The organism is Specibacter sp. NPDC078692, from assembly GCF_040686835.1.
Lineage (GTDB): Bacteria > Actinomycetota > Actinomycetes > Actinomycetales > Micrococcaceae > Specibacter.
The window spans coordinates 62,862-87,109 of sequence record NZ_JBFBLV010000017.1 but is presented as its reverse complement, the minus strand read 5'-3'; the positions used below and the strand labels follow the sequence as shown (position 1 = coordinate 87,109).

22 protein-coding genes and 2 pseudogenes are annotated in these 24,248 nt (G+C 61.0%); 7 read left to right on the top strand and 17 right to left on the bottom strand.

All coding sequences use genetic code 11. The features are described from left to right. Positions 1 to 65 precede the first annotated feature (65 nt). The 3 genes from AB0O97_RS12800 to AB0O97_RS12790 all read right to left on the bottom strand — a co-directional run bounded on the left by AB0O97_RS12800 (position 66) and on the right by AB0O97_RS12790 (position 1,543). Positions 66 to 332, bottom strand: coding sequence for a hypothetical protein (locus AB0O97_RS12800; protein WP_363883120.1), 267 nt, complete (start codon positions 330 to 332; stop codon positions 66 to 68). 67 nt (positions 333 to 399) lie between these two features. After that, positions 400 to 1,176, bottom strand: a complete 777-nt coding sequence (locus tag AB0O97_RS12795) for a fumarylacetoacetate hydrolase family protein (protein WP_363883117.1) — start codon at positions 1,174 to 1,176, stop codon at positions 400 to 402. After that, positions 1,151 to 1,543 (bottom strand): hypothetical protein, encoded by a 393-nt coding sequence (locus AB0O97_RS12790; protein WP_363883114.1) that lies wholly within the window; start codon positions 1,541 to 1,543, stop codon positions 1,151 to 1,153. The genes AB0O97_RS12795 and AB0O97_RS12790 overlap by 26 nt, the downstream gene beginning before the upstream one ends. A gap of 233 nt (positions 1,544 to 1,776) precedes the next feature. On the opposite strand from AB0O97_RS12790, the gene AB0O97_RS12785 reads away from it, so the two are divergent. Then, the gene (locus AB0O97_RS12785; protein WP_363883111.1) at positions 1,777 to 2,814 is read left to right on the top strand and encodes a mechanosensitive ion channel domain-containing protein; all 1,038 of its coding nucleotides are present in this window, start codon (positions 1,777 to 1,779) and stop codon (positions 2,812 to 2,814) included. Positions 2,815 to 2,952: 138 nt separating this feature from the next. Here AB0O97_RS12785 and AB0O97_RS12780 read toward each other — a convergent pair whose 3' ends face one another. From AB0O97_RS12780 to AB0O97_RS12735, 10 genes are all read right to left on the bottom strand, one after another. Further along, a complete protein-coding gene (locus AB0O97_RS12780) occupies positions 2,953 to 4,065 on the bottom strand; it encodes a branched-chain amino acid aminotransferase (protein ID WP_363883108.1) in 1,113 nt (370 codons plus the stop codon). 185 nt (positions 4,066 to 4,250) lie between these two features. Further along, complete coding sequence (locus tag AB0O97_RS12775) at positions 4,251 to 5,318, bottom strand: 3-isopropylmalate dehydrogenase (RefSeq protein ID WP_363838939.1); 1,068 nt, start codon at positions 5,316 to 5,318, stop codon at positions 4,251 to 4,253. Positions 5,319 to 5,389: 71 nt separating this feature from the next. Further along, positions 5,390 to 6,832, bottom strand: a complete 1,443-nt coding sequence (locus AB0O97_RS12770) for a deoxyribodipyrimidine photo-lyase (protein ID WP_363883139.1) — start codon at positions 6,830 to 6,832, stop codon at positions 5,390 to 5,392. Positions 6,833 to 6,893: 61 nt separating this feature from the next. After that, complete coding sequence (locus AB0O97_RS12765; protein WP_363883105.1) at positions 6,894 to 7,748, bottom strand: prenyltransferase; 855 nt, start codon at positions 7,746 to 7,748, stop codon at positions 6,894 to 6,896. Further along, the gene (locus AB0O97_RS12760; protein ID WP_363883102.1) at positions 7,745 to 8,053 is read right to left on the bottom strand and encodes a lycopene cyclase domain-containing protein; all 309 of its coding nucleotides are present in this window, start codon (positions 8,051 to 8,053) and stop codon (positions 7,745 to 7,747) included. Before AB0O97_RS12760 ends, AB0O97_RS12765 begins: the two co-directional genes overlap by 4 nt. Beyond that, entirely contained in the window at positions 8,050 to 8,394 is a 345-nt protein-coding gene (locus AB0O97_RS12755) for a lycopene cyclase domain-containing protein (RefSeq protein WP_363883099.1), read from the bottom strand. Before AB0O97_RS12755 ends, AB0O97_RS12760 begins: the two co-directional genes overlap by 4 nt. Continuing rightward, entirely contained in the window at positions 8,391 to 10,109 is a 1,719-nt protein-coding gene (gene crtI / locus AB0O97_RS12750; RefSeq protein WP_363883096.1) for a phytoene desaturase family protein, read from the bottom strand. The genes AB0O97_RS12755 and crtI overlap by 4 nt, the downstream gene beginning before the upstream one ends. Continuing rightward, entirely contained in the window at positions 10,106 to 11,011 is a 906-nt protein-coding gene (locus AB0O97_RS12745; RefSeq protein WP_363883094.1) for a squalene/phytoene synthase family protein, read from the bottom strand. The genes crtI and AB0O97_RS12745 overlap by 4 nt, the downstream gene beginning before the upstream one ends. Before the next feature lie 2 nt (positions 11,012 to 11,013). Next, on the bottom strand, positions 11,014 to 12,108 hold the full coding sequence (locus tag AB0O97_RS12740) for a polyprenyl synthetase family protein (protein WP_363883090.1): 1,095 nt from the start codon (positions 12,106 to 12,108) through the stop codon (positions 11,014 to 11,016). Next, complete coding sequence (locus AB0O97_RS12735; RefSeq protein WP_363883088.1) at positions 12,108 to 12,746, bottom strand: MarR family transcriptional regulator; 639 nt, start codon at positions 12,744 to 12,746, stop codon at positions 12,108 to 12,110. Before AB0O97_RS12735 ends, AB0O97_RS12740 begins: the two co-directional genes overlap by 1 nt. Between AB0O97_RS12735 and AB0O97_RS12730 the strand changes: the two genes are divergently transcribed. The 3 genes from AB0O97_RS12730 to AB0O97_RS12720 all read left to right on the top strand — a co-directional run bounded on the left by AB0O97_RS12730 (position 12,745) and on the right by AB0O97_RS12720 (position 16,367). Continuing rightward, positions 12,745 to 14,223: an SDR family oxidoreductase gene (locus AB0O97_RS12730; RefSeq protein ID WP_363883085.1), complete on the top strand. Its 1,479-nt coding sequence runs from the start codon at positions 12,745 to 12,747 to the stop codon at positions 14,221 to 14,223. The two genes, AB0O97_RS12735 and AB0O97_RS12730, sit on opposite strands and share 2 nt — an antisense overlap. An 84-nt stretch (positions 14,224 to 14,307) precedes the next feature. Next, the gene (locus AB0O97_RS12725; RefSeq protein ID WP_363883137.1) at positions 14,308 to 15,657 is read left to right on the top strand and encodes a histidine kinase; all 1,350 of its coding nucleotides are present in this window, start codon (positions 14,308 to 14,310) and stop codon (positions 15,655 to 15,657) included. Between the two features lie 2 nt (positions 15,658 to 15,659). Then, positions 15,660 to 16,367, top strand: a complete 708-nt coding sequence (locus tag AB0O97_RS12720; protein WP_363838912.1) for a response regulator transcription factor — start codon at positions 15,660 to 15,662, stop codon at positions 16,365 to 16,367. Between the two features lie 165 nt (positions 16,368 to 16,532). Here AB0O97_RS12720 and AB0O97_RS12715 read toward each other — a convergent pair whose 3' ends face one another. The 3 genes and pseudogenes from AB0O97_RS12715 to AB0O97_RS12705 form a co-directional block, all read right to left on the bottom strand. Continuing rightward, the gene (locus AB0O97_RS12715; RefSeq protein WP_363883083.1) at positions 16,533 to 16,832 is read right to left on the bottom strand and encodes a hypothetical protein; all 300 of its coding nucleotides are present in this window, start codon (positions 16,830 to 16,832) and stop codon (positions 16,533 to 16,535) included. 3 nt (positions 16,833 to 16,835) lie between these two features. Continuing rightward, positions 16,836 to 16,940 (bottom strand): annotated as a pseudogene (locus tag AB0O97_RS12710) (hypothetical protein); the annotation flags it as partial. Between the two features lie 86 nt (positions 16,941 to 17,026). Next, positions 17,027 to 17,404, bottom strand: a pseudogene (locus AB0O97_RS12705) (class I SAM-dependent methyltransferase); the annotation flags it as partial. Between the two features lie 536 nt (positions 17,405 to 17,940). On the opposite strand from AB0O97_RS12705, the gene AB0O97_RS12700 reads away from it, so the two are divergent. From AB0O97_RS12700 to AB0O97_RS12690, 3 genes are all read left to right on the top strand, one after another. Next, positions 17,941 to 18,693, top strand: a complete 753-nt coding sequence (locus tag AB0O97_RS12700; protein ID WP_363838907.1) for an ABC transporter ATP-binding protein — start codon at positions 17,941 to 17,943, stop codon at positions 18,691 to 18,693. A 3-nt stretch (positions 18,694 to 18,696) separates the two neighbouring features. Continuing rightward, positions 18,697 to 21,213, top strand: a complete 2,517-nt coding sequence (locus AB0O97_RS12695; RefSeq protein WP_363883080.1) for an ABC transporter permease — start codon at positions 18,697 to 18,699, stop codon at positions 21,211 to 21,213. 213 nt (positions 21,214 to 21,426) lie between these two features. Continuing rightward, a complete protein-coding gene (locus AB0O97_RS12690) occupies positions 21,427 to 22,431 on the top strand; it encodes a type IV toxin-antitoxin system AbiEi family antitoxin domain-containing protein (protein WP_363838901.1) in 1,005 nt (334 codons plus the stop codon). A 127-nt stretch (positions 22,432 to 22,558) separates the two neighbouring features. Here the strand turns inward: AB0O97_RS12690 and metG are convergent, their stop codons facing one another. Beyond that, positions 22,559 to 24,133: a methionine--tRNA ligase gene (gene metG / locus AB0O97_RS12685; protein ID WP_363883077.1), complete on the bottom strand. Its 1,575-nt coding sequence runs from the start codon at positions 24,131 to 24,133 to the stop codon at positions 22,559 to 22,561. Between the last annotated feature and the right edge of the window lie 115 nt (positions 24,134 to 24,248).

Here is a 24,248-nt window from a genome sequence, read left to right as displayed (position 1 = left end):
AAAGTTGTCTTCTGCAGCACCCAGCATTCAGCTCCGGAGCTGCCGGGCGATAGGGGTGCCTCCAGCTATTTTCGGGCCCGGGACTTCGTCCACCGACGCAGCCGCAACCAGAAGCTGGCTGCCGCCAAGACCACGGCAATGCTGATCAAGACTCGAGCCAACAGCAACGGCCCATCAGTCAGGAAGATGACCCGGGCGACAACACCCAAGATCGCGGCAGCCGCAAAAAACCACCCGGCAAACGCTTTAGGCGGCGGGTTTTTCAGGCGCCGTTGCGCCGCCTCGTTCATCGCCTGAGTGAAGCCGCGCCCAAAGGCGCGCTGCCCCCTCATGCCAAGTCCCGGCGTCGTGCTTCAACGACACCGGGACTTTGGATCTCAATCACCAACGAAGTCACTGCTAGCGGCGGACAACCGGGTTGGAGAGGCGGCCGATTCCCTCAATGTCAACGTCATAGCGGTCCCCGGCCTGCAGGAGGTCGACGCCGGCGGGGGTGCCGGTCATGATGACATCGCCCGGGAGCAGCGTGAACGCATGGGAGACGATCGAGACGAGTTCGCGGACGCTGCGCACCATCTGGTTGGTGCTGCCGTTCTGGCGCAGTTCGCCGTTGAGGAAGCCCTGGATGTAGAGGTCCTCGGGGTCCAGCTCGGTTTCGATCCACGGGCCGAGGGGCGCGGAGGTGTCGAATCCCTTGGCGCGGGCCCACTGGCCATCGCCGGCCTGAACGTCGCGGGCGGTCAAGTCATTGCCGCAGGTGTAGCCGAAGATGACCTCGTCGACGCGCTCTTCGGGAACGTCCTTGCAGATGCGGCCGATGACAACGCACAGTTCTGCTTCATAGGAGACTTCTTCGGAGAATTCCGGCAGCACGATCGGCTCGTTCGGGCCGATCACGCTGGTGTTGGGCTTGAGGAACATCAAAGGGCTTTCGGGGACCTCGTTGCCCAATTCGCGCGCATGATCGGCAAAGTTACGGCCAATGCCGATGACCTTGCTGCGCGGAATGATCGGGGCCACGAGGCGCACATCGATCAGTGGGTGCTTGACGGCGGTTCGTTCCACACCATTAAAGAAGGGATCGCCCTTGATGACAGTGACAATTTCACTGCCGGACTCCCCCTCCACAATGCCGTACATGGGGTCATTATCAACAACAAATCGGGCTATACGCATGTGTTTTAGTGTATCGGCAAAGTTGCGGCGGGCCCGCGTTGGGCAGGCGGCGACGTTGACTCATTACCTCACTACTGCGCGGACTTCTCCATTGCCCGGCGCTTACTGTCCTTTTGAGCTGACTGACCCGGCCACTGGAAATACCAAGAAGGGCGGCCGCATCATTGGTTGTGATGTCCGCTGCCAGAATCATCTCGAGAACAGCGCGAGTTTCCTTAGCTGCCTGTTCCTGGGCTTTCTGTGCTGAGACAGAGGCCTCGCGAGATTTACGGATACGGTCCGCCAGCTCATCCGATGAAGGCTTGAGCTGGATCTTCCAGTTGGAATGATCCACTTCAGGGTGGAGAGTGTCGAGATAATCGCGCACTTGGCCAGCTGCTACCCATCAGCTGGCACGCGGGTCCCGATCGGTTTAGCGGTTGCGGGTCTGTGTCGCGGGGTCCAACTTGGGTGCGGAAATCGGCGTCGTTCTTGAGCGCGGTAGGGAAGGCCGGGACGGGACGAACATGGACGGGCAGAGTGAATCCGCACTCAGCACAGGGTAACCCCGGAGGCCTTGGCGTTGAAGTTACTCCCAGAGTTCTCTGTCAGGCTCGACGGATGGATTCATTGGAAACAAGCATCATGCCCGTCCTGGCGATTGTGGCTGCGATCGTCGCTGCAATCGTGCTGACCTTTCTTTTGCGCTTCGCCGCCAATCAGACTTTCCGCAAGATTGCCGACTTCAAAGAACGCTCGAAGCTCGCCAGGGCCCCCGTGTTCGTGGTCCTATTGTCCTTAGGGTTGCGCCTTGCGCTGGGAGCAACAGCCACCGGCTACCCCTGGTTTGAACCAGTGGACTTTGCCCTGACTGTCGGTTTAATTGCCGCCCTGTGCTGGCTGGTGCTGGCGGCTCTTGTGGTGGCAGAACGGCTGGTGCTACGCCACTTCACGAGACGTGTCACCGATGGCAAACGCCGCCGCCGGCTCACGACCCAAATCAGTCTAGGCCGCCGCGTCATCAGTGCGCTGGTGATCACGCTTGCCGTGGCCGGGCTGCTGCTGACCATTCCCGAAGTCAGGACGCTGGGGACCGGAATTCTGGCCTCTGCCGGGCTGATCTCAATTGTTGCCGGTCTGGCCGTGCAAAGCTCGCTCTCCAACGTCTTCGCAGGCGTCCAACTGGCCTTTACCGACGCCCTCCGCATTGACGATGTGGTTGTGGTGGAGGGGCTGTGGGGTCGAGTGGAGGAAATCACCATGACCTATGTGGTGGTGCGTGTTTGGGATGAGCGGATGCTGATTCTGCCATCTACCTACTTCACCAGCACGCCGTTTGAAAACTGGACCAGGAACAGTCCCAAGATCATGGGCAGCGTGGAGTTCGACGTCGATTGGCAGGCCCCGGTGGGTCAGCTCCGCCAGCATCTTCAAGATCTCTTATCCGGAACCCCGTTGTGGGACGGCCGCACCGGAAAGCTGGAAGTAACCGATGCCATCAACGGCCAAATCCGGCTGCGCATTGTGGTCAGCGCCAACGACAGCGGTGATCTCTGGGATTTGCGTTGCCTGGTGCGTGAATCGATGCTTACGCAAATTCAGAGCCTGCACCGGGATTCGATCCCCCGTCAGCGCTGGGAATCCGGCTTGGCAAAGTAAAACCGCGCCCGTCCCCCACAAATGCTCCCGTTCTTACGGGCACATTTGTGGGGGACGGGCGCGTAAGTTGCAGTGAGTCGCAAGGCGGCAAGCAAGTGAGCAGCCCGCCAGCGACCGGCCAGCAACCAGCCCGAACCGCTACGCCAGGCGGGTCAGCCAGCCGTGGAGGTCCTCGACGGTGCCGGTCTGGATGCCTAGCAGCTGCTCGCGGATGGCGGCCGTGACTTCGCCGATGCCCTGAGCCGGCGAGGCGATGGTGCCCTCGGCGGTTTTGAGCTCGCCGATCGGAGTGATGACGGCGGCGGTGCCGCAGGCAAACACCTCGGTGATATCGCCTGATGCCACCCCGGAGCGCCACTCGTCGATGGTGATTTTGCGTTCCTGTACAGACATACCGCGGTCAACAGCAAGCTGCAATACCGAAGAGCGCGTGATGCCGTGGAGGATGTGACCGTTGAGTTCCGGAGTGACCAGCGTGCCGTCCTTGAACACGAAGAACACATTCATGCCGCCAAGTTCTTCCACAGCGTTGTCGTTGAACGGATCCAGGAACAGCACCTGCTTGCAGCCGTTGGCCTCAGCTTCCATCTGGGCGATCAGCGATGCAGCATAGTTGCCACCACACTTGGCCTCGCCCGTGCCACCGGCGCCAGCGCGGGCGTAGGTGGTGGTCAGCCAGATCGAAACGGGCTTTAGTTCCCCGCCAAAGTAGTTACCGGCCGGGGATGCAATGACACGGTAGGACACTTCGCGGGCCGGACGCACACCCAAGAATGCCTCGGTTGCGATCATGAATGGACGCAAGTACAGCGCCTCGCCATCGCCCGACGGAACCCAATCCTGATCCACCGACACCAGCTGGCGCAGGGATTCCAGAAACGTCTCCGGCGGCAGTTCCGGCAACGCTAGACGGCGGGCCGAGGTGTTCAAGCGGGCCGCGTTCGCGTCGGCGCGGAACGTCCAAATAGAACCGTCGGCGTGACGGTAGGCCTTCATACCCTCAAAAATTTCCTGACCGTAGTGCAGCACCGCAGCGGCCGGGTCCATGAGGATGGGTCCGTACGGCTCAATGCGCGCGTTGTGCCAGCCGCCCTCGCCCTGGGCATCAACCTTGAAGTCCACCACGGCAGTGTGATCCGTAAAGTAGTCGCCAAAACCGGGGTTGGCCAAAATGGCGTCACGGTCTGCGCTGCTCTTCGGGTTCTCATTGAGCCGCTGGGAAAAGCTCAGCTCGCTGGCGTTCTGGGTCATGCTTCCTCCACAAGGTTATTCTCGCCGCTGCCATTGCGGGGCGGGATTGTGTGCCGTTCTGAGCACGTTGTCAGTGCCAGAAACCCTTCAGTTAGTGTGCACTCACTCTATTGGTTAAGCCTACTCCTGCCTAACACCTGTCCCGGGCCACGCCGGGCTCGCCACCCGCACCATGTACGACGCCGTTAGAGGGCTGCCGCGATGGCGTCACCAATCGCGCTGGTTGTGCGAGGGGACGACGCATCGCGGGTAGCGACGTCTGCAGCGACCGCGGCCTCGATCTTGGCCGCTGCGCCGTGGTGGCCCAGGTGGTGGAGCAACAGAGCCGCCGACAGGATGGCCGCCGTGGGGTCGGCCTTTTGCTGACCGGCGATGTCCGGGGCTGAGCCGTGGACCGGTTCAAACATGGAGGGCGCGGTGCGGTCCATATTGATGTTGCCCGAGGCGGCCAGACCAATTCCGCCGGTGACGGCTGCAGCCAGGTCGGTGACGATGTCGCCGAACAAATTGTCAGTGACAATGACATCAAAGCGGGCCGGATCGGTGACCAGAAAGATCATGGCTGCATCCACGTGCAGGTAATCAACGCTGACATCCGGGAACTCCTTCGCCACAGCCTCGACCGTGCGCTTCCACAAGTGCCCGGCGTAGACCAGCACATTGTGCTTGTGGACGTAGGTGAGTTTCTTGCGAGGACGCTCGTTGGCGCGGCGGAAACCGTCACGCACCAAGCGCTCTACGCCGAAGGCTGTGTTGACGGAAACTTCGGTGGCAACCTCGTGCGAGGTGCCCTTTCGCAGCACGCCACCGTTACCAACATAGGGACCTTCGGTGCCTTCGCGAACCACGACGAAATCGATGGTGCCCGGGTTCGCCAAGGGTGAGGCGACGCCGTCGTACAAGAAAGAAGGGCGCAGGTTCACATAGTGATCCAGGCTGAAGCGCAGCTTGAGGAGCATCTCGCGCTCAATCAAGCCGGACGGGATGGAGGTATCGCCGGGGGCTGCACCGACGGCGCCGAAGAGGATGGCGTCGTGACCGCGCAGGGCGTCAATGGTGGATTCGGGGAGCGTCTCTCCGGTGGCCAACCAGTGCTCGGCGCCGAGCAAGTAGTTGGTCAGTTTGAGCTCCACGCCTTCTGCGGAGGTAACCTTCTTCAGAACCTTCACGGCCTCTGCTGTTACCTCGGGGCCGATACCGTCGCCGGCAATTACGGCAATGTCAATGCCAGCTGTTTCAATGGTTGCGCTCATAGATTCAGCCTAGCCAAACTATCCACATGATGGGCAACTCATCTTACATAATGAGATCGCCGCTTGATAGATTAGGACGTGGTGGATTCAGCCTCGATGGAGGGCGTCTTGATGGAGGCATAGTCAGCAAGGGCATTCCGCCGACTTTCTTGCAGGTCCACCACAGGTTCGGGGTACTCCGGTGTGGCGATTTCTGGAACCCAGGCCGTCACGTAGCGTGCCATGGGATCAAACTTCTTGGCCTGAGTCACCGGGTTGAAGATCCGGAAATATGGCGCAGCGTCGGCCCCCGATCCGGCTACCCACTGCCAGTTTGCCGGGTTTGACGCCGCATCGGCATCCACCAGCGTGTCCCAGAACCACTGCTCACCCAGCCGCCAATCGAAGCCTAAATTCTTGATCAAGAAACTGGCCACCACCATCCGAACCCGGTTATGCATGGTTCCGGTGTGCCACAACTCGCGCTGCCCGGCATCCACCAGCGGAATCCCGGTGGTGCCGCATTGCCATGCTGAGAGCTGCTCCGGCGCGAGATCGTCGGACTCGGCCGTCCGCCAGGGGAACGTATCAAACTGCGAGCGCAGATTCATTGTTGCTAGATCCGGATGGTGGAAGAGCTGGTGCCAGCAGAATTCTCGCCATCCGAGCTCGGCGGCAAAGACCTTCGCGCCAGGTGTTGCCTCTCCCACTCCCCCGGTTGCTGCCGAACCTCCCTTGCGGGACTCGGCGAGCGCCGCCCACACTTGGAACGGACTGATCTGACCCCACCGTAGATAGGGCGAGAGTCCGCTGGTGCCACGCTGGTCAGGGCGGTCGCGCGCATCCGAGTAGTCATTGACGGGGCCGTCGAGGAAATCGGCCAGCCGTTCTTGGGCCGCCGCTGCTGTGGGGCGCCATGTCTCACGCAGTCCGCCTGCCCAATCGGGTGAGGTGGGCAGTAGGGCCCAGCTCTCAAGCGGGTCGCTCGCTGGAGCGTCACTAAGTGGCAGCCTTCCGCTAAGTCCGCGTCCGGCGTCGGGCGTCCCTAGGGGTGCCCGAAAATCATGGCCCGAGACGGTCCGCCAGAACGGGGTGAACACTTGATAGGGGTTCCCGGCTCCCGTGGTGACCGTCCATGGCTCGTGCAGGAGGCTGGCTTGAAAACTCTCGGCGTGCAAGCCCTGATCCTGCGCCCACTCCTTGACGGCACCGTCCACTGCACGTTCGGGGCCGCCATAGCGGCGGTTCCAATAAATGGCCGTGGCCCCCAACGTGGTGAGCAGCTCCGGCACAACGTAGGTTCCCGGGCCGCGTCGAAGGATCAGCTCAATGCCCAACGCGTTCAACTCCTCACGCAGATCTGCGAGCGCATGATGGAGCCACCACTTGGCTGCCCCGCCCAAAGGCCGGATGCCCTCCGACTCCTCATCCAGCACGTACAGGGCCACGGCACCGCCGTCGGCCGTGGCCGCGAGCAAGGCGGGATTGTCGGCGACTCGCAAGTCATCACGGAACCAGACCACTGAGACGTTAATGGTTGACCTTTCGGGGCGCGGGATTGTTGAGGGAATTGAACGGTTTTAGGGGCAGTGGTATTTAGCCGGTTGTCCGCAAGATCATCCAGATGAAGATCATGGTCACCAGGAATCCGGTCAGGTAGTTCAGCCATAGGAAGCGTTTCCATGCCTCGTTGGCTCGAGCCGAAGTGGCGTCAACCAGAGGCAGCGAAGGTGCAATGTTGATCAAATACGGTATGGCCAAGAGGGCGGCCACCGGAACTGCCGTCAACAACATCAGCAAACCAGCACAGGCGTAGGCAGCGAACGCGAACCAGACGGTAAAGCGCGCACCCAAGACTGTCCCGATGGAGGCAATTCCACCTTCCCTGTCGGGCACAATATCCTGCACCGCCCCGAAGGCGTGGCTGGCCATTCCCCAGAGGAAGAACGCCACCAGCACGGCCCAGAGTCCGGAGGTGAAATCCGCCTGCACCAGGACTAGCCCATACACGGCGGGAGAAACAAAGTGCGTAGCAGAGGTGATGGAATCCAGGAAGGGACGCTCCTTGAATCGCAGCCCCGGTGCACTGTAGGCAAGCACGGCAAAGATGGAGATCGCCAAGACAATATTGGCTGCTATCCCACCTTGCGTAGCGAGAACTGCTATGAAGGGCACCACCCCAAGGATGGAAGCCCACAGGATGAAACGATGGTGCTTGCGGTCAAGAACAGCACCCTCCACCCCGCCCTTGCGAGCGTTGAGCAGGTCAGATTCGTAGTCGAACACATCGTTGATGCCGTACATCAATAAGTTGTAAGGGATCAGGAAGAAGAGCGTCCCCACCACAAAGACCCAATCAATGCGCCCTGTCACCAGGAAATACGCGGCCGCAAAAGGATAAGCGGTATTGACCCACGATACCGGCCGGGAGGTCACGAACAAGTTCTTCATCGCTTCCCCTGACTAATAAACAAGATCCACAGCCCACTGAGCAGGAGCGCCCCACCCAGGGGATAAGCAAAGTCCTCGATGGGCGCCAGCCCCACACGGAAACCGTTGAGGGTGTGCCCCGCGTAGTCAAAGAGACCTGAAGCGATCATGACGTTGTCAAAAATGACCGTCAGCACCATAAGCACCACCACCGTGGATACCGTGGCAATCACCAGGTGGCCCTTGCATCGGCTACGCCAGAGACCGGCAAGGAAGACCACGGCCGCAACGGCCAGGAAGATGGCGTTGAGTTGGGCAAAGTTCACAGCTCGCCCCTGCCGTTGGGACGGCCACGACGGCGGCTGATCTGCAGAAAGCGCTGGGCCCCTGTAAGCAGGATCATGGTTTGGTAACACAGAAACAGCAGGAAGAATGCCTCCTCCAGGGGCAACTGCGGAGCAATCATGATCCCAGTCATGAGCGGGGAATCGCGGTGTAAGAAGATGCCTGCCTCGATGGCCGCCACGTCCCACAAAAGGAAGAAAGCAGTGCCTAGCAGCAGCACCAGTAAACCCGCCACAGGGCGGACAAAGACGAAGAGTTTCCACCGCGCATCGATCAAAACCATACATCCCAGAAGGAGCAATAGGATCAGCAAATAGATCATGAGGCGACCAACTCAGTAAGAGGTCCTGCACTGCTATCTCCGCGCACTAGTTTGAGCACAATCTCGGCACTGATCATGCACATGGGGACCCCGATCCCTGGCCGTACGGAACTGCCCGCATAGAACAGCCCCTCGACCTTGGAGTTAGCGTTTCCCGGACGCAGAAAAGCGCTTTGTGGCAGCGTGTGGGCAAGGCCCAAGGCACTGCCTTGCCACGCATTGAAATTGTCTTGGAAATCGGCGGGACCATAACTGCGCCGGACCACAATACGATCGGCGAGGTCGGGAGTATTGGTCCACGCAGCCACCTGGGCGATGGCAGCGTCGGCGACCTTTTCAATCTGAGCCGAGCCGCCGCCGTCGTACCCGCCTTTGCCCCACTGCGGCAAGGCTGGGGACGGGATCAGCAAGAACAGGTTTTCGCTTCCCTCAGGCGCGACCGAAGAATCAGTGGCACTGGGCTTACAGACGTAAAGGGATGTGGTGTCTGCGAGCGCGTGGCCGTCGGTGATGCGGGCAAAGTTATCCGCCCAATCCTCGGTGAACAGAAGATTGTGATGGGCAAGATCGGGCAGGGTGCCCCTGATGCCCAGGCAGAGCAGGACGGCGCTGATGCCAGGATCGGCTTTCTTCCACTTCTTGGCGCTGCGCATCTGTAAAGCCTCAGGAAGCAGAGCGGTTTCTACATGGTGCAAATCCGCGGCCCCCACCACCAGAGCGGCCTCGATGATGCGGTCCTTCCCATCGCTATCGCGCCAAGCAACAGCCTCGCAGCGGGGGCTGCGCTTCGGCTTGTTCAGCTTTAGCTCGCTGATTCTCGAGGTGGCCAGACCCGGATTGCCTGGCTCCGGTTCGGCCACGTGAATCTTGGTCGCCGTGGCTCCAGTAATGATCTCCACACCTGCGCCCCGCGCGACCCGTTCCATGGCATCCACCAGCGCGGCGAATCCACCCTGAGGGTAAAGCACCCCATCCTCTAGATCCAGATGGCTCATGAGGTGATAAATCGAAGGCGCCTTGTACGGGCTAGTGCCCAAGAAGACGGCCGGGTAGCCCAAGATCTTTTGTTGCAAAGGATGAGTGAAACTCGATGCCACAAAACTGTTCAGGTTCTGGGTCAATAGTTTCACTAACCGTGGGGCATGGCGCAGCACGGCCGGGCTGAGGAGCCCGCGCAGGGTTCCGAAGGGGTCGTACAGGAAGTGCTTCTTGGCTAAGTTGTAGGCTAGTTCTGCAGAATCCAAATACTGACCCAGCGCCTCCCCTGAACCCGCCTGCTGAGACTCGAAAAGGGCTTGTGTCTGCGTGCGTCCCGTGCGGACCTCAACGGAGGTGGCTGCCGTGTTCTGCGCCGCCACGCTCGACGGCGTGATTTTCGACGGCGCAGATGCGGCCGGCGCATAAGTCGCCGGCGCAGAGTTCCACAGTTTGTACGCCGGGTCCAGATGTGTCAGCTCCAATTCCGCTGCAGCACTGGTTCCCATGAGCTTGAACCAATGGTCGATGACCTCCGGCATGAGGTACCAGCTGGGACCGGTGTCGAAGCTGAATCCATCGCGCTCAAAACGGCCAGCACGGCCACCCAGTTGCGCTTCCTTCTCCAAAATCGTCACGCTGTGGCCGTCTTTTGCCAGCAAAGCAGCCGTTGCTAGGCCAGAGATTCCACCGCCAATCACCACAGCCTTCTGCGCTGCGAAGCTACGCTTGCCGCTCATGAGGAAACCGCTTGGGATAGTTCCTTGGTGGCGCTGGAAGATCCGGGGTTGGCTAGGACTCGCAAACCTATGAGGGCTTTGTGCCACCCCGGAACCCGAACCCTCCCCTGCGCTAGTTCGGCAGCAGGAACTTTATCTATCCGCTCCACCAGCGCCAAGAAAAGATCATGGGCCAGCCGCACCGAGCGTCGAGCCGGCGGCGCTAGAAACACCATGCCAGCCCGGGCGGCGGCAAGATCACTGCGAATATCGTTGAGAAGTTCGCGTTTGTGACTGTCGTTGAACGCGTCCGGATCAAGGCCGGGGAAGTAGAAGCGTCCCAGATCGGCACTGTCTGCACCCAGATCACGCAGGAAGTTCACCTTCTGGAATGCAGCGCCCAAGCTACGTGCCGCATTGACTAGCTGTGCATCATGGCCACTGGTGGCACCGGGCATAACTTGGAACACCTTCAAACACATTAAGCCCACTACTTCAGCAGAGCCATAAATGTAATCTGCCAAGGTGTCAGCGGAATGCACCGTCTTCAAGACATCGGTGCGCATAGATTCAAAGAACGGGCGTGTCAAGTCCGTGCCAATACCGGTTTCCCGTGCGGTGAGAGCGAACGCGTGCACCACCATGTTGGTGCTGTAGCCACAGCCCATGGCCCGCTCAGTTTCAGCTTCCAAATTATCTAACTGCCAGCACACGGCGTCAGTGTTGAGCCCTGCAGCCGCAGCTGCGCCGTCCACCACTTCATCAGCCACCCGCACCAGGGCATAGATGTTTTCTATATGGCGGCGATTCTTGGTGCCCAAAATCAAGCAAGCTAAGCCGAACGACGTCGAATAGCTGCCAATCACCACGCCGGCGCTGCGGGTGGCTGTGTCAGAATAATGTCCCAGTGGATCAAGTCTCATGTTCAGCTACTCCTTGTCAGCACGTAGTTGCACAGAGTGGAAAGTTCCGCATGTAGCGACGCCGGCAGATCAAGCTGCTGAGCCTTGTCTAGGGCATCTGATACCAACGATTCGGCCAGCCCCACGGCAAAGTTGGGCGCTCCCAACTGATGCAACACTGTCCGTAGGGCGTCAGTATCGACCTGTCCACGTCTAAAAGCTTCCGCCATTGATGTGAATTCTAGGGAACCGGCGGCGAAGGTGGTCAAGATGGTTCGCTTGCCCTCGCGCAGATCGGAGTCAACAGATTTTCCCGTCAACGTGGACTCACCAAAGGTGCCCAATACGTCGTCGATAATTTGGTAGGCGATGCCAATGTCACGTCCCACAGCCGCCAAAGCATCCGCGGTTGCAACTGACTCCCCGGCCAGAAGTGCGCCGGCTCGAAGTGGCATTTCAAAAGAGTAAACAGCAGTTTTCAGCCGTTCCATGTTCAGCACCTCTGGCATTTCTGCCCGCAACCCGCCCAACGAGAAAAGGAGATCATCCAACTCACCGGCAGCCGAGGCAAAAATTGCCTCATGCATGGTTTCAAGAATGGCACCACAATGGCGATGCCCCGCGGCGGCGGCCATGGCCATGCGCAGGGATCCGGTCAGCAATAAATCCCCGGCTATGATGGCCGCAGAATAGCCGGCGTGATCGGCGTCGTCCGCGGTATGTCCCAAGCCGGCTGCCACGTCACGATACTCCGCTCCTATGGTCGCGATGCCTCGTCGAACAAAATCCCTGTCGATGACGTCGTCGTGCACCAACAGTGCAGCATGGAGCAGCTCAAAGGCCGCGGCCAAATCCCCACACGCCTGGTGATCAGTTCCACCGAACGCCGAATACGTCAAAAAAACCAGGCGTGGCCGCATCCACTTACCGCCACGGGTGGTCTTGGACATGCTCGCCCACAACTGTTCAAAGGCCGGAGAGTAGGCCTCCGCCCGGGCACCATGGCTGAGGAAATACGTATCGAGCGAGGACTGAATCTGAGCTTTGAATCCCTCCCATTCGAGCGTTTCCGGCTGACGAGTTCCAAGGTTTTTCAGAGATTGCTTGATGGATGACATCACTGCTCGCCTTTCACTGTTCCTCTGTGCAGGTGATCGTACTTCATTTCAATCTCGCTCTCGAGGCTAGCAATCCGGCCGGTCATGGAATCGACCACTCCGGAGAGAAAATCAACTATCACGCGCTGTTCGTGTTCTTCATAGCCGCGCACTGCCTGGTCAACATCTAAAATCATCGGCATCAACATCTCCATGGCTGACTGCACCGACTCGTCGCTGGGGCTGATGACCCAGCGCCGTCGATCCGTCGGGTGTGGGGAGCGGTGCACGTGTCCCTTCGCCACCAAGCGATCAATCACGGTGGTGGTGGCGGCCGGGGTCAAATGCAGCATCTGCGAAAGCTCACTCGGTGACACGGAGCGCAGTTTCAGGAGGTGCTGCATGGCCTGAAAATCGGTTTCGTTGATTTCCATCTCACGCCGCATGATGAACTCCATGGTCTCGTTCAAGGCAAGCACCTGCCGCACAAGAGCCGACGCTGGATGCATCGAATCTCGAACGGGATCAACTTGTTCGCCACTCACGTATATCCCCTTGTTAATAATTAACCACTCATGTATATCAAAGTCTTGATAATAAGAAAATCTAACTACATAATGGAGGAAGAAAACAGATTTGTCGAGCTGGAGGCGCACCATGGCAAGAATCGCTGTCGCAGGAGCAACTGGTTATATTGGTGGGCGGCTCATTCCGCTACTCCTAGAAGCCGGGCACGAGGTACGGGTATTGAGCCGTAACCTGACAAAACTTAGAGATGTCCCGTGGCGAGATCAGGTCACCGCGGTGGAGGGATCCATTCAGGACTTCGAGACTGCTCGCGAACTCTGCCACGGCACGGAACTGGTCTATTACTTGGTGCACTCCATGTCTGGTGGAGCCGAGGCCGATTTTGAGCGGGTGGAACGTCTCTGTGCCATGAATCTGGGTCAGGCAGCCCGAGAGGCAGGCGTGCAACGACTGGTGTATCTATCCGGGCTCCACCCCCATGGAAAGCTCAGCCGCCATCTGGCTTCTCGCACCGAGGTAGGTAGTATTCTCATGGCCAGCGGAACACCCACCGTGGTGCTCCAAGCCGGGCTGGTGATCGGATCGGGTTCGGCCAGTTTTGAAATGGTCAGGCACCTGACCGATGTGCTCCCCGTAATGCCGGCCCCCAAATGGGTCATGAATAAGATCCAGCCCATAGCCATCCGAGATGCGCTGCACTATCTGGTGGGTGCAACATCGCTACCATCCGGGCTCAACCGCACCTTTGATATTGGCGGGCCTGAAGTTCTGCGCTATGCAGACATGATGCGCAGCTATGCGCAGGCCGCAGGATTCCGGCCTCCAACCATTATTCCTTTGCCGGTGTTAACGCCATGGCTGGCAGGCCAATGGGTCAATTTAGTCACTCCAGTCCCCCGTAGCCTGGCCATCCCACTGGTGGAATCCCTTCAGCATTCTTGTGTGACCAGTGAGAAGGACATTGCCGCCTTCATCCCCGACCCCGTCGGCGGACTCACTCCCTACAAGCGGTCTGTAGAATTGGCGCTCCACAAGATCGAAACCGACGCGGTGGAGACAACGTGGGCAACTGCCCACGCCCTGAGCGCACCTGCCGAGCCTTTGCCGAGCGATCCAGACTGGGCCGGTTTGACTGTTTTCACCGATGAACGCAAAAAAACCACCAAGGTCCCTGCCCATCAGGTCTGGGCCGTGGTGGAAGGAATAGGTGGAGAGAACGGCTATTACTCTCTTCCATTCGCGTGGACTGTGCGTGGCTGGATGGACAAGCTCGCCGGTGGGGTCGGCTTGATCCGAGGACGACGCAGCCCCAATTCTCTCCAACTCAACGACACCGTTGACTGGTGGCGCGTGGAAACCTTGGAGCGTGGCCACCTGCTACTCCTGCGTGCGGAGATGATTGTTCCTGGCAGGGCGTGGCTTGAATTTGAAGTCACGGATCTGGGGGAAGGACAAGGAAGCGAGTTCCGGCAACGGGCCATTTTCTTTCCGCGGGGCCTCTGGGGGCGGTTGTACTGGCTGGCTGTTTTGCCGTTCCACGGAGCAATCTTCAAGAATATGGCCAGCCGCATCACTGACGCCGCCGGACTCCGAGGTGGAGCGCAGTAGCGGCAACCAGAACCAGCCACCGCAAATCTCCACCCTGGGCAGGAGGCTATTGGAGGCGGTAGACCATAGGGTGGATACGTGATCATGCATTCCATTTACGACTGGTTCAGTCGGCACCGCTTCGCCGTGGACTTCGTTTTAATGTCGGTGCTGGGGCTCATGGTGATGCCCTTCAGTATTGCCGACGGCGGATATCGCCGAACCGGTCTAGAAATGCTGGTGGCGGGAGTCTTCGCAACGGCGCTGATTTTCCCGTTGGCGTGGCGGCGTACTCGCACAGTCATGGCTGGTTCCATCATTGCCGGCGTTGCCGTCTTGCAGTGGGCGCTCAATGTGGAGCCCATGGCGGCCAATATTTCTGTACCGCTCATTGTCTACGCGCTGGCGGCATTTGGCCCACGCTGGGCATCGCTGAGTGGGCTGGGCTTGGCCATGTTGGGCTCCATCATGCTGGTGACCCGCTACTTTTACGAGCTCACCATGGTCAGCTTGGCCGATCTGCCCTACACCATAGTCTTGATTCTCATGGTCTGGGTTCTGATCCTTTTCAGCTGGACAGCCGGTGACCTGACGCGAACCAAACGGCTCCGCGAACAAGCCCTTTCCGAGCGCGCCCACCGACTGGAAATTGAGGCCCAGCACGAACGTGAGCTCGCCGCCAGCGATGAGCGCGCCCACATTGCTCGCGAGATGCATGACATCGTGGCGCACTCGCTCTCCGTCATCATCACCCAGGCCGACGGCGCCCGCTACGCCGCAGTGGCCACCCCTGAAATCGCACCGCAAACACTAGCTACGATTGCCGCCACAGGCCGTTCTTCCCTCCAAGAAATGCGCCGCCTGCTAGGCGTTTTGCGTGGCGGAGACGAGGCCTCCACCCGGCCCCTCCCCGGCCTCGCGGACATCGACGAACTGCTGTTGGGCACCCGCGCAACAGGCCTACCGGTGGAGTTCACCGTCACCGGAACGGCCCGCCGCCAACTCCCACCCGGCGCGGAACTGACCTCCTACCGCATGGTCCAAGAGGGCCTCACCAACGTCATGAAGCACGCCGGACCCAACGTCCAATCCGCCGTCCACCTCGCCTGGAACGCGCGCGGCCTGGACATCACCGTGCGCGACGACGGCCGTGGCGCCACCGCCGCCCTGTCCACCAACCCCGTCTCGGTGCTGCCCACAAGACCCCCAACGATTTCCGCCCAGGTGAGGAACGACGTCGTCCCTCACGCAGGCGGGCAGCCCACCACCGGGGCACTCAAGACTGCTTCACCCCAGACTGTGTCTCCCTCCGGAGCCCCGAGCGGAACCTCGGGCGGCAACGGCTTGCGCGGCATGGCCGAGCGCGTAAAACTCTACGACGGCAATCTTTCGGCCGGCCCGCTGCCTGGCGGCGGTTTCGGCATCAACGCATTCATCCCCTACACGGAGCAGTAACCATGACTTCCCTCTCCCCCATCCGCGTGGCCCTGGTCGACGATCAGCAGCTGGTGCGTTCCGGCTTTGGCATGCTGATCAATTCCCAGCCCGATCTGAGCGTGGTGCTGCAGGCTGGCAACGGCATCGAGGCGCTGGCCGGGCTCTCGGCAACGGCGGCCGATGTGGTCCTCATGGACGTGCGCATGCCCAGCATGGACGGGCTCGAAACTACCCGCCGGCTCATGGAACGCACCAAGGCTGCGCCGTCCGGATCGTGGTTGTCGGAGCTGAAGATCGTGGTGCTGACAACTTTTGACCTCGATGAATATGCTTTGGCCGCGATTCAGGCAGGGGCCAGCGGCTTCTTGCTGAAGGACGCCCCGCCGGAGGAACTACTCGGCGCCATCAGGACTGTTTTCGCGGGCGACGCCGTCATTGCCCCGTCCACCACGCGCCGGCTGCTGGATCATGTGGCGCCCATGCTCTCTGCCCCCAGCGCGGCCAACGACGCCCATGCCGAAGCGGTGGCCCGGCTTACGGCGCGCGAGCATGAGGTGTTTGTGCTGATCGCCAACGGTCTCTCCAACCCGGAGATCGCCGCGCAGCTGTTCGTTTCCGAGGCCACCGTCAAGACCCATGTGGGGCACATCTTGGCCAAGCTTAACGCCCGTGACCGGGTGCAGATTGTGGTCATCGCCTACGAGACCGGGATCGTCTCCCCGCGCTAACCGGCGCCCCTGCCCGATGCCGCACTTGCCGGGGCGTTTCTGCCGACGCCGTCGCAGGGACCCCGTCCGCCACTACTCCAGGGAGAGAAACACCGGTTTTAGCTTGGCCGAGTCGAGCTCGGCATCGTCACCGGCCAGGAATGTCGGCAGGGTGTGACGGGGGACCTACAGGTGCAGGCGGTAGAAGCGGAAGGCCGAGAATCCCTCGATGGGCAGGCGTTCCACCGCGGAATAGCCAGCCCCTGCCGCGTACCGTTCCAGCACCGATTGCCGCATCACCGTCCCCGTGCCCGCCGATCCCGGGATCGACAGGCTGTCGGGCAGGCAGATGAACAGGCTGTAGGCATACATGAGCCGCTCCAGTTCGTCCCCGGCCGGGCCAAACGCATCGGCGACGGCTTCATCCATGACCACCACCACGCCGTCGGACTTCACCATGGCGCGGACTGCGGCCAGCACCTGCACGGGAAACGGCATATCATGCAGCGCCTCAAAGATGAAGACGGCGTCCTGGCTGCCGGGCGCCCCGGCGTCTGCCGCGTCCGCGGCGACGGCGTCCGCGGCGACGGCGTCCGCGGCGACGGCGTCCGCGGCGACGGCGTCCGCGGCGTCGGCGTCCGCGTCCGCGGCGACGGCGAGGCGGCGGAGTCGGCGTCGGCGTCCGCGGCGTCGGCGAGGCGGAACGTTGCCCGGCCCTCCAAACCGCGGCGGCGTGCGTTCTTCCGCGCCTGCTCGATCGAGGGCTCGTCAATGTCAATGCCGACGACGGCGGCACCCGGGTAGGCGTTCGCCAGCGCCAGCGTGGACCAGCCGAAGCCGGCCCCCAGATCGGTGATGCGCGCCCCCTGCCGGGACAGCACCTCGTGGATCTCCGGGACGGACGCCAAAGCGGTACCCAGCCGCTGGTCAAACCACGGTTTGTTGCCGGCCGCCTGCGACTCGCGTGCCTCGCTGCCGATCTCCGCCCAGCCCACGCCGCCGCCATGCCGGAATGCCTGCACCAGTTCCGGCAGCTGTGCCACCCCTGCCCGGAGCATGCGCACCATAGGCATGAGTGTTGTGAGGGAGTCCGGTTGCAGCAGCACCTCGGCAGCACCGGGCGGCAGTATGAAGCGGGGCCCGGCATCCTGAGCTGTTCCGGCGTCCTGCACCACTTCGACGAAGCCCGCCACGCTTTGTTGTTCCAGCCATTCCCGCGCGTAGCGTTCCTGCGTGCCGGTACCCGCTGCCAACTCGGATGGCGTCAGCCCTGCTCCGCCGGCTTCGGCAAGTGCGGCATACCAGCCAAGCCCGTCACCCAACACAATGCTTGCCAGTTCCGCGTAGCCCAGCACGGCAGCGACCACCCGGTCCGAATATGCTGCCACGCCGTCATCCATCGCCTGGACCATGCTGACAATTCTCCTCTTCCCAACGGATTCTAGAAAGCGGAACTTTGCCCTCAGGAAATCGTCCTCCCGCACCCCAGCGGCAGCCGCCTCCCACTACGGTAGGAGGGACCGGCGTCGAACATTCCAAAGATCTCCAACCGTGCTCCGATCCGCGCCACCCCATCCGAAATTAGGCTGGAGCCATGACCATCACAACAGAGCACAATCAACGCACATTGGCGGTTCAGGCCCGCGGTTTGCGCAAGACCTACGGCAAGGGCGAAACCGAGGTGACAGCGCTCAAGGGCGTGGACCTGGAGTTCCCGGCCGGCCAATTCACCGCCATCATGGGGCCCTCAGGTTCGGGCAAATCCACACTGATGCACTGCTTGGCGGGCCTCGATTCGGTCACCAGCGGCACCATCCACTTGGGCGACACCGAGCTGACATCTCTCAACGACAAGGCGTTAACCCAGCTGCGCCGTGACCGGATCGGCTTCGTCTTCCAAGCCTTCAACTTGGTCCCAACCCTGACTGCGGAAGCCAACATCACCCTTCCCGTGGCTCTGGCCGGCGGCACCGTGGACAAGGAATGGTTCACCTTCATCACCAAAACACTGGGTCTGGTGGATCGCCTGGCGCACAAGCCGCATGAGCTCTCCGGCGGCCAGCAGCAGCGCGTCGCCGTGGCCCGCGCCCTGCTCACGCGCCCCGATGTGATCTTTGGCGACGAGCCCACCGGCAACCTCGATTCCCGTTCCGGCGCCGAGGTGCTGGGCATGCTGCGCCGCTCCTCGCGCGAAATGGGCCAGAGCATCATCATGGTCACCCACGACCCAGTCGCCGCCTCCTACGCCGACCGCGTGGTACTCATGAACGACGGCGCCTTGGTGGGGACTCTGGATAACCCGACCGCCGAATCCGTGCTGGCTTCGCTGGCCTCCTTGGGGGCGTAAGCCATGCTGCAGGTCGCCCTTAGCCAACTCAAAACTCACTCCAGACGGTTCATAGCCATCACCTTAGCGGTGCTATTGGCCGTCGCGTTCCTCTCCGCAACCCTGATGGTCAACGCCTCCACGCAAGCATCGCTGAAGGCTAGCATTGGGCAGGCTTATGCCTCGGCGGATCTCGTCATCTCCCCTCCTGGCAATCCACCACTGACGACGTCGGCCGCTGCTGCCGTGGCTGCCTCACCTGACGTCGTGGAATCGTATGCGCAGCGCTCCTTGTATGTTCAGACCGATCTGGGTAGCGCCTCCGCCGCCGCATTCTTGCGCAATATGCCCTCTTTCCCGTCATTGGAACCTGTTGAGCTGCGCTCCGGCGCGTGGCCTTCCAACGACCAGGAAGTGGTGGTGGACTCCAAAACCGCCGAGCGCAATGCGCTAGTTGTAGGCAGCAAAACTACGCTCACCGGGCAGGCTGTCGCGGATGCTTCAAGCGCAACTGGGCAGGGAGCTGGGCCGCAGCTCGTCGCCACCGTCTCAGGCATCATGGCAGCATCGGCTGACCCAATGTCATCAGGGATGGCCCAATTTGTGGGCACACCGGCGGCCGTTGATAAGCTCAGCGGCCCGGACGCCGGATTCAGCAGCATCTCGGTGAACCTCAAGGCCGGTGTTTCCATCGCCGCGGCGAAGGATTCCCTGGCGAGGTCTCTCGATCAGCGGGTCGAAACCATCCTGACCCCTGACGAGAAAACCACTGAAGAAGTCTCTCGGTTTACCGGCGGATCGGACCAGCTGACCATCATCTTGCTGGCGTTCGCAGCCGTGGCCCTGCTCGTCGCGGCATTGGTTGTCTCCAACACCTTCTCGGTTCTGGTCGCCCAGCGAACCCGCGAACTCGCCCTGCTGCGTTGCATTGGAGCGAGCCGCAAACAGGTGCGCAACTCCGTCATTGTGGAGGCCCTGGTGGTTGGGGTCGTTGCCTCGGTACTGGGTGTGCTGGCGGCCACGGGAACCATGGCGTTGGTTTTGACCTTACTGCGCCAGAATCCCGACTTTAGCTTCGCCACGTTGGCGGTGCCGCCGTCGGCCATTATTGCTGGCATCCTCATCGGCACTCTACTGACGGTGCTGGCAGCACTGGTTCCGGCCCGCGCCGCAACGGCCGTGGCTCCGCTGGCCGCGCTTCGTCCTGTGGACGATACCACCGTCCACACTACGGGTGGACGGGTTCGCCTGGTCATTGGCGTGGTGCTCGTCTTGGCGGGCGGCGTTGGCCTGGTTGTTGGCGGGATCTCCGCGAATCTGCTCTTGGCACTTCCCTCGGGGGCTGCGTCATTTGTTGGCTTCCTGATGGCGGCCACGCTGTTCGTGCCCAAGCTCGTCTCACTCGCCGGAACGCTGGCGCGTCCTGCTGGTGTGCCGGGCAAGATGGCTGCTGCGAACGCCGTGCGTAATCCGCGCCGCACCACCGCGACCGCCTCGGCGCTGCTCATTGGCGTCACCCTCGTGACCATGATGATGACCGGTGCCGCCACTGCCCGGCACGCCTTCGACACTGAGCTCGACGGCGTCTACCTGGTGGATATCACGGCGCAGTCGTACTCGGACCAAGGTACTGTTACAGATTCCCAAATGACTACGGCGGCAGCACTTCCTGGTGTTGAGCACATTGCCCGGCTCCAGTTGGTGGGTTTGGTGAATGCCGGTGATACTCAGATACCTGCTTACGGTATTTCCGATGCCGATGCTGCCGCTGTTCTGGCCAACCCCGCCAACCGGCCAACCCCGAAATCGGCCGTTTTGCCCAAGAGCCTGCTCCCTAAGGACACCACTAGCACCTCAGCCAGCCTCGTTGCGGGGACGCAAACCACCAACCTCACCGGAACCGCTGCAACCACCAACGGTACCTACGCTCTGGTGTCGTTGGACGCGTTCGGGCCAGTGGCCGCCGACGATCCACTGCGCATGCAGGAACCTAACCCGTTATGGATCAAGGTGGACCCGTCCTTGGACGCCAACGCTTTGTTGGATCTGCGTCAGTCCATAGCCACAGCTTTGGGCCTCGACGAATATCAGGTGTCCGGTGCTGTTCTGGAAAAGGTCACGTTCGGTCAGGTTATCGACATGTTGCTGCTGGTTGTGACCGGGCTGCTGGCCGTGGCCGTATTCATTGCCCTTATCGGTGTAGCAAACACCTTGTCCTTGTCGGTGCTGGAACGGACCCGCGAGAACTCGTTGCTCCGCGCCTTGGGCCTGACGCGTGGACAGCTCCGTGGCATGCTGGCTCTGGAAGCGGTTCTCATTGCCGGCGTCGCAGCCATCATCGGCTCGGTTCTAGGCACCGTGTACGGCTGGGCGGGAGCGCAATCGGCTCTTGGCAGCTTCGCGTCCGTCACCGCCGTCATTCCGTGGGGTCAGATCCTGGCGGTGGTTGCTGTGGCAGCAATTGCCGGGCTGCTCGCCTCCGTAGTGCCGGCCCGCCGTGCTGCCAAGCTCTCCCCCGTTGAAGGTCTGGCCATGGATTAGCTGCTGAAGCTCCTGCGGCTCCTACTGCTCCTACTGCTCCGCTGCCACGCGGATTCGGATGGCGCTTGCGGGAAAAGACGGCTGTATACGGCCATCTTTTCCCGCAAGCGCCGTCCGAATGCAATGTTGGGGCTCAGTTACGGACTCCAAAGTTATCCACAGGCATCACATCTGTACGTCTCGCGAGCATCTTTGCAGTGAGACGCTGGGACTATGAGCATGCCACGACTGATTCTTCCATCGGACTTTGAAAAGTCCGGCCGGGACCGCCGGCAGCTGGTGGAGCTATGCAAGAGCGGGGAACTCACCCGTGTGCGCCGTGGCGTTTACGCAAAGACTGCTTCCGTCCGCGAACTCAGCCCTTTGCAGAACTATGGACTAAAGATTCTGGCATTTCAGGCACTGACCTCACGTCAGCCCGTACTCTGCCATGCGAGCGCGGCACTACTGTGGGGACTGTGGATTGTGGGTACTCCCCGACGTCTGCATGTCATGACAGAAGTGATGGTGGGCGGGCGAAACGAAAACGGTGTGATCAGGCATCGCGGCTCCATGACTGATGGACTCCAAAGGTGTGGCCCATTCCTGCTCACTGACAAATTGACCACGGTTATGCAACTGATCCTCTCGCTCGATTTTCCCTACGCCGTTGCCATCTGTGATTCAAGCTTGCGGGCACCCGACAGGAAACATCAGTTCAATCACTTCACGCCGCCCCTTGTGGACTCCCCACAATTCGACCCCTTGTGGCAAAGTACCTACCCACAGGGACAAGCATTGCGGCGCGAAGATCTCATGGTCGCAGCCGACAAACTGCCCACCGCCAGCGCCCGCAGACGGGCACTAGCCGTCATCAGTTTCGCTAACCCACTGTCCGGCTCTGCTGGGGAATCAATCAGCCGAGCCAAGATGCATTTGTTGGGTTTCCCCGCCCCGATACTCCAACAACGGTTCATCCTTCGTGATGGCAGCGACGCTTTTACTGACTATTGGTTCGAGAAGATCCGGCTCGTCGGCGAATTTGACGGCCAAGGCAAGTACTTGCGCGACGACTGGGGCGGAGGCCTATCCATTCAGGACCGTGTCATGAAGGAAAAGCGACGCGAGAACCAAATCCGAGCCCAGGTCAGCGGTTTTGTCCGATGGGAATGGAACGAAATGATGAACCAGGAACGCTTCATCAGCCTGTTGCGGGAGGCTGGACTGCGACAGCAATAGACCGTTCAGCCAAAAGGACGGCGCTTGCGGGAAAAGACGGCGGTCTACGACCATCTTTTCCCGCAAGCGCCGTCCGAATCCAAACGGGCACGAAACGGGCGCGAAACAGGGCCGTCCGAATCCGCGACTACGCGGAGGCGGGCTCTTCGTACCGTGGGAAGATCGGCGTCGGGGCGGGCAGGACCGTTCCAGCAACCAGCGGTTTGGCGATGGCAGCAAACTCACGCAGCGCCGAGTCCGCGGAGGTCCCCTGTCCCAGAACCGTCAGCAGCTTCGCGGCGGCGTCCGGCATCACCGGCTGGATCAGGATCGAGACCATGCGCAGCACCTCGAGGGTTACGTACAGCACGGTTTCCATGCGGGGAACGTCCGTCTTGCGCAGCACCCAGGGGGCCTGATCGGCGAAGTAGGCATTGGTATCGCCCAAAACGTGCCAAATCTTTTCCAGAGAACCGTGGAAGTCCTGCACCTGGTACGCGTTGCGGGAAATCTCCAACAAACCAGCGGCAGCAGCCATGATGGCCCCGTCCGCAGGCGTGAAAGCGCCCGGCGTCGGCACCACACCGGCACAGTTCTTGGCCACCATGGACAAGGAGCGCTGAGCCAGGTTACCCAGGTTGTTGGCGAGGTCGGAGTTCATCCGGCCCACCACGGCGTCGTGGTTGTAAGAACCATCGGCGCCGAAGGGAACTTCGCGCAGAAGGAAGAAGCGGACCTGGTCAAGACCGTACTGGGCAACCCAATCCGCCGGAGCCACAACGTTGCCCAAGGACTTGGACATCTTCACGCCGTTGTTGTGCAGGAATCCGTGAATCATGACGCGCTTGGGCAGCTCGATCCCGGCCGACATCAAGAATGCTGGCCAGTACACGGCGTGGAAGCGGGAGATGTCCTTGCCAATGACGTGCACGTCAGCCGGCCAGTACTTCTGGAACGCCTCAGACGACACATCCGGGTAGCCAACGCCGGTGAGGTAGTTGGTCAGCGCGTCCACCCACACGTACATGACGTGCTTGTCGTTTCCGGGGACAGGAACGCCCCAGTCGAAGGTGGTGCGGCTGACGGAAAGGTCTTCCAAGCCACCCTTGACGAAGCTGATGACCTCGTTGAAACGGGTGCGAGGGGCGCCGAATTCGGGCTCAGCCTCGTAGAGCGCCAGCAATTTTTCCTGATAGTTGGACAGTCGGAAGAAGTAGCTTTCCTCTTCGGTCCAGGTCAACTCGGTGTCGGTGACCTTGGAGTAGCGCTTGCCGTCTTCGCGCAGTTCCGTCTCGTCTTCGCCGTAGTAGGCCTCGTCGCGGACAGAGTACCAGCCCTCGTACTTGCCCAGGTAGATGTCCCCGGCCTCCTCCATCTTTTTCCAGATGGCCTGCGAGGCGGCGTAATGATCGGCGTCCGTGGTGCGGATGAAGCGGTCGTAGCTGATGCCGAGGGCGGCGTGCGCTTCCTTGTAAATGGCGGCGTTTCGGTCCACCAGCTCCTTGGGCGTGACGCCCTGATCCTCGGCGGCTTGAGCAATCTTCATACCGTGCTCATCGGTCCCGGTCAGGAACATCACGTCGAACCCGTCCAGGCGCTTAAAGCGTGCCATGGCGTCGGTGGCGATGTACTCGTAGGCGTGCCCGATGTGCGGAACACCGTTCGGGTACGTGATGGCAGTGGTGAGGTAGTAAGGCGTCTTGGCCGATTCAGTAGATGTCACCCTACGAATTTACCGTGTCCGCAGTGTTTCTCCCATTTCCTGCCCAAATCTTCGCTCTCTTCCAACGAACGACGGCGGCGTCCCCACCAAAGTGGGAACGCCGCCGTCGTTTGTG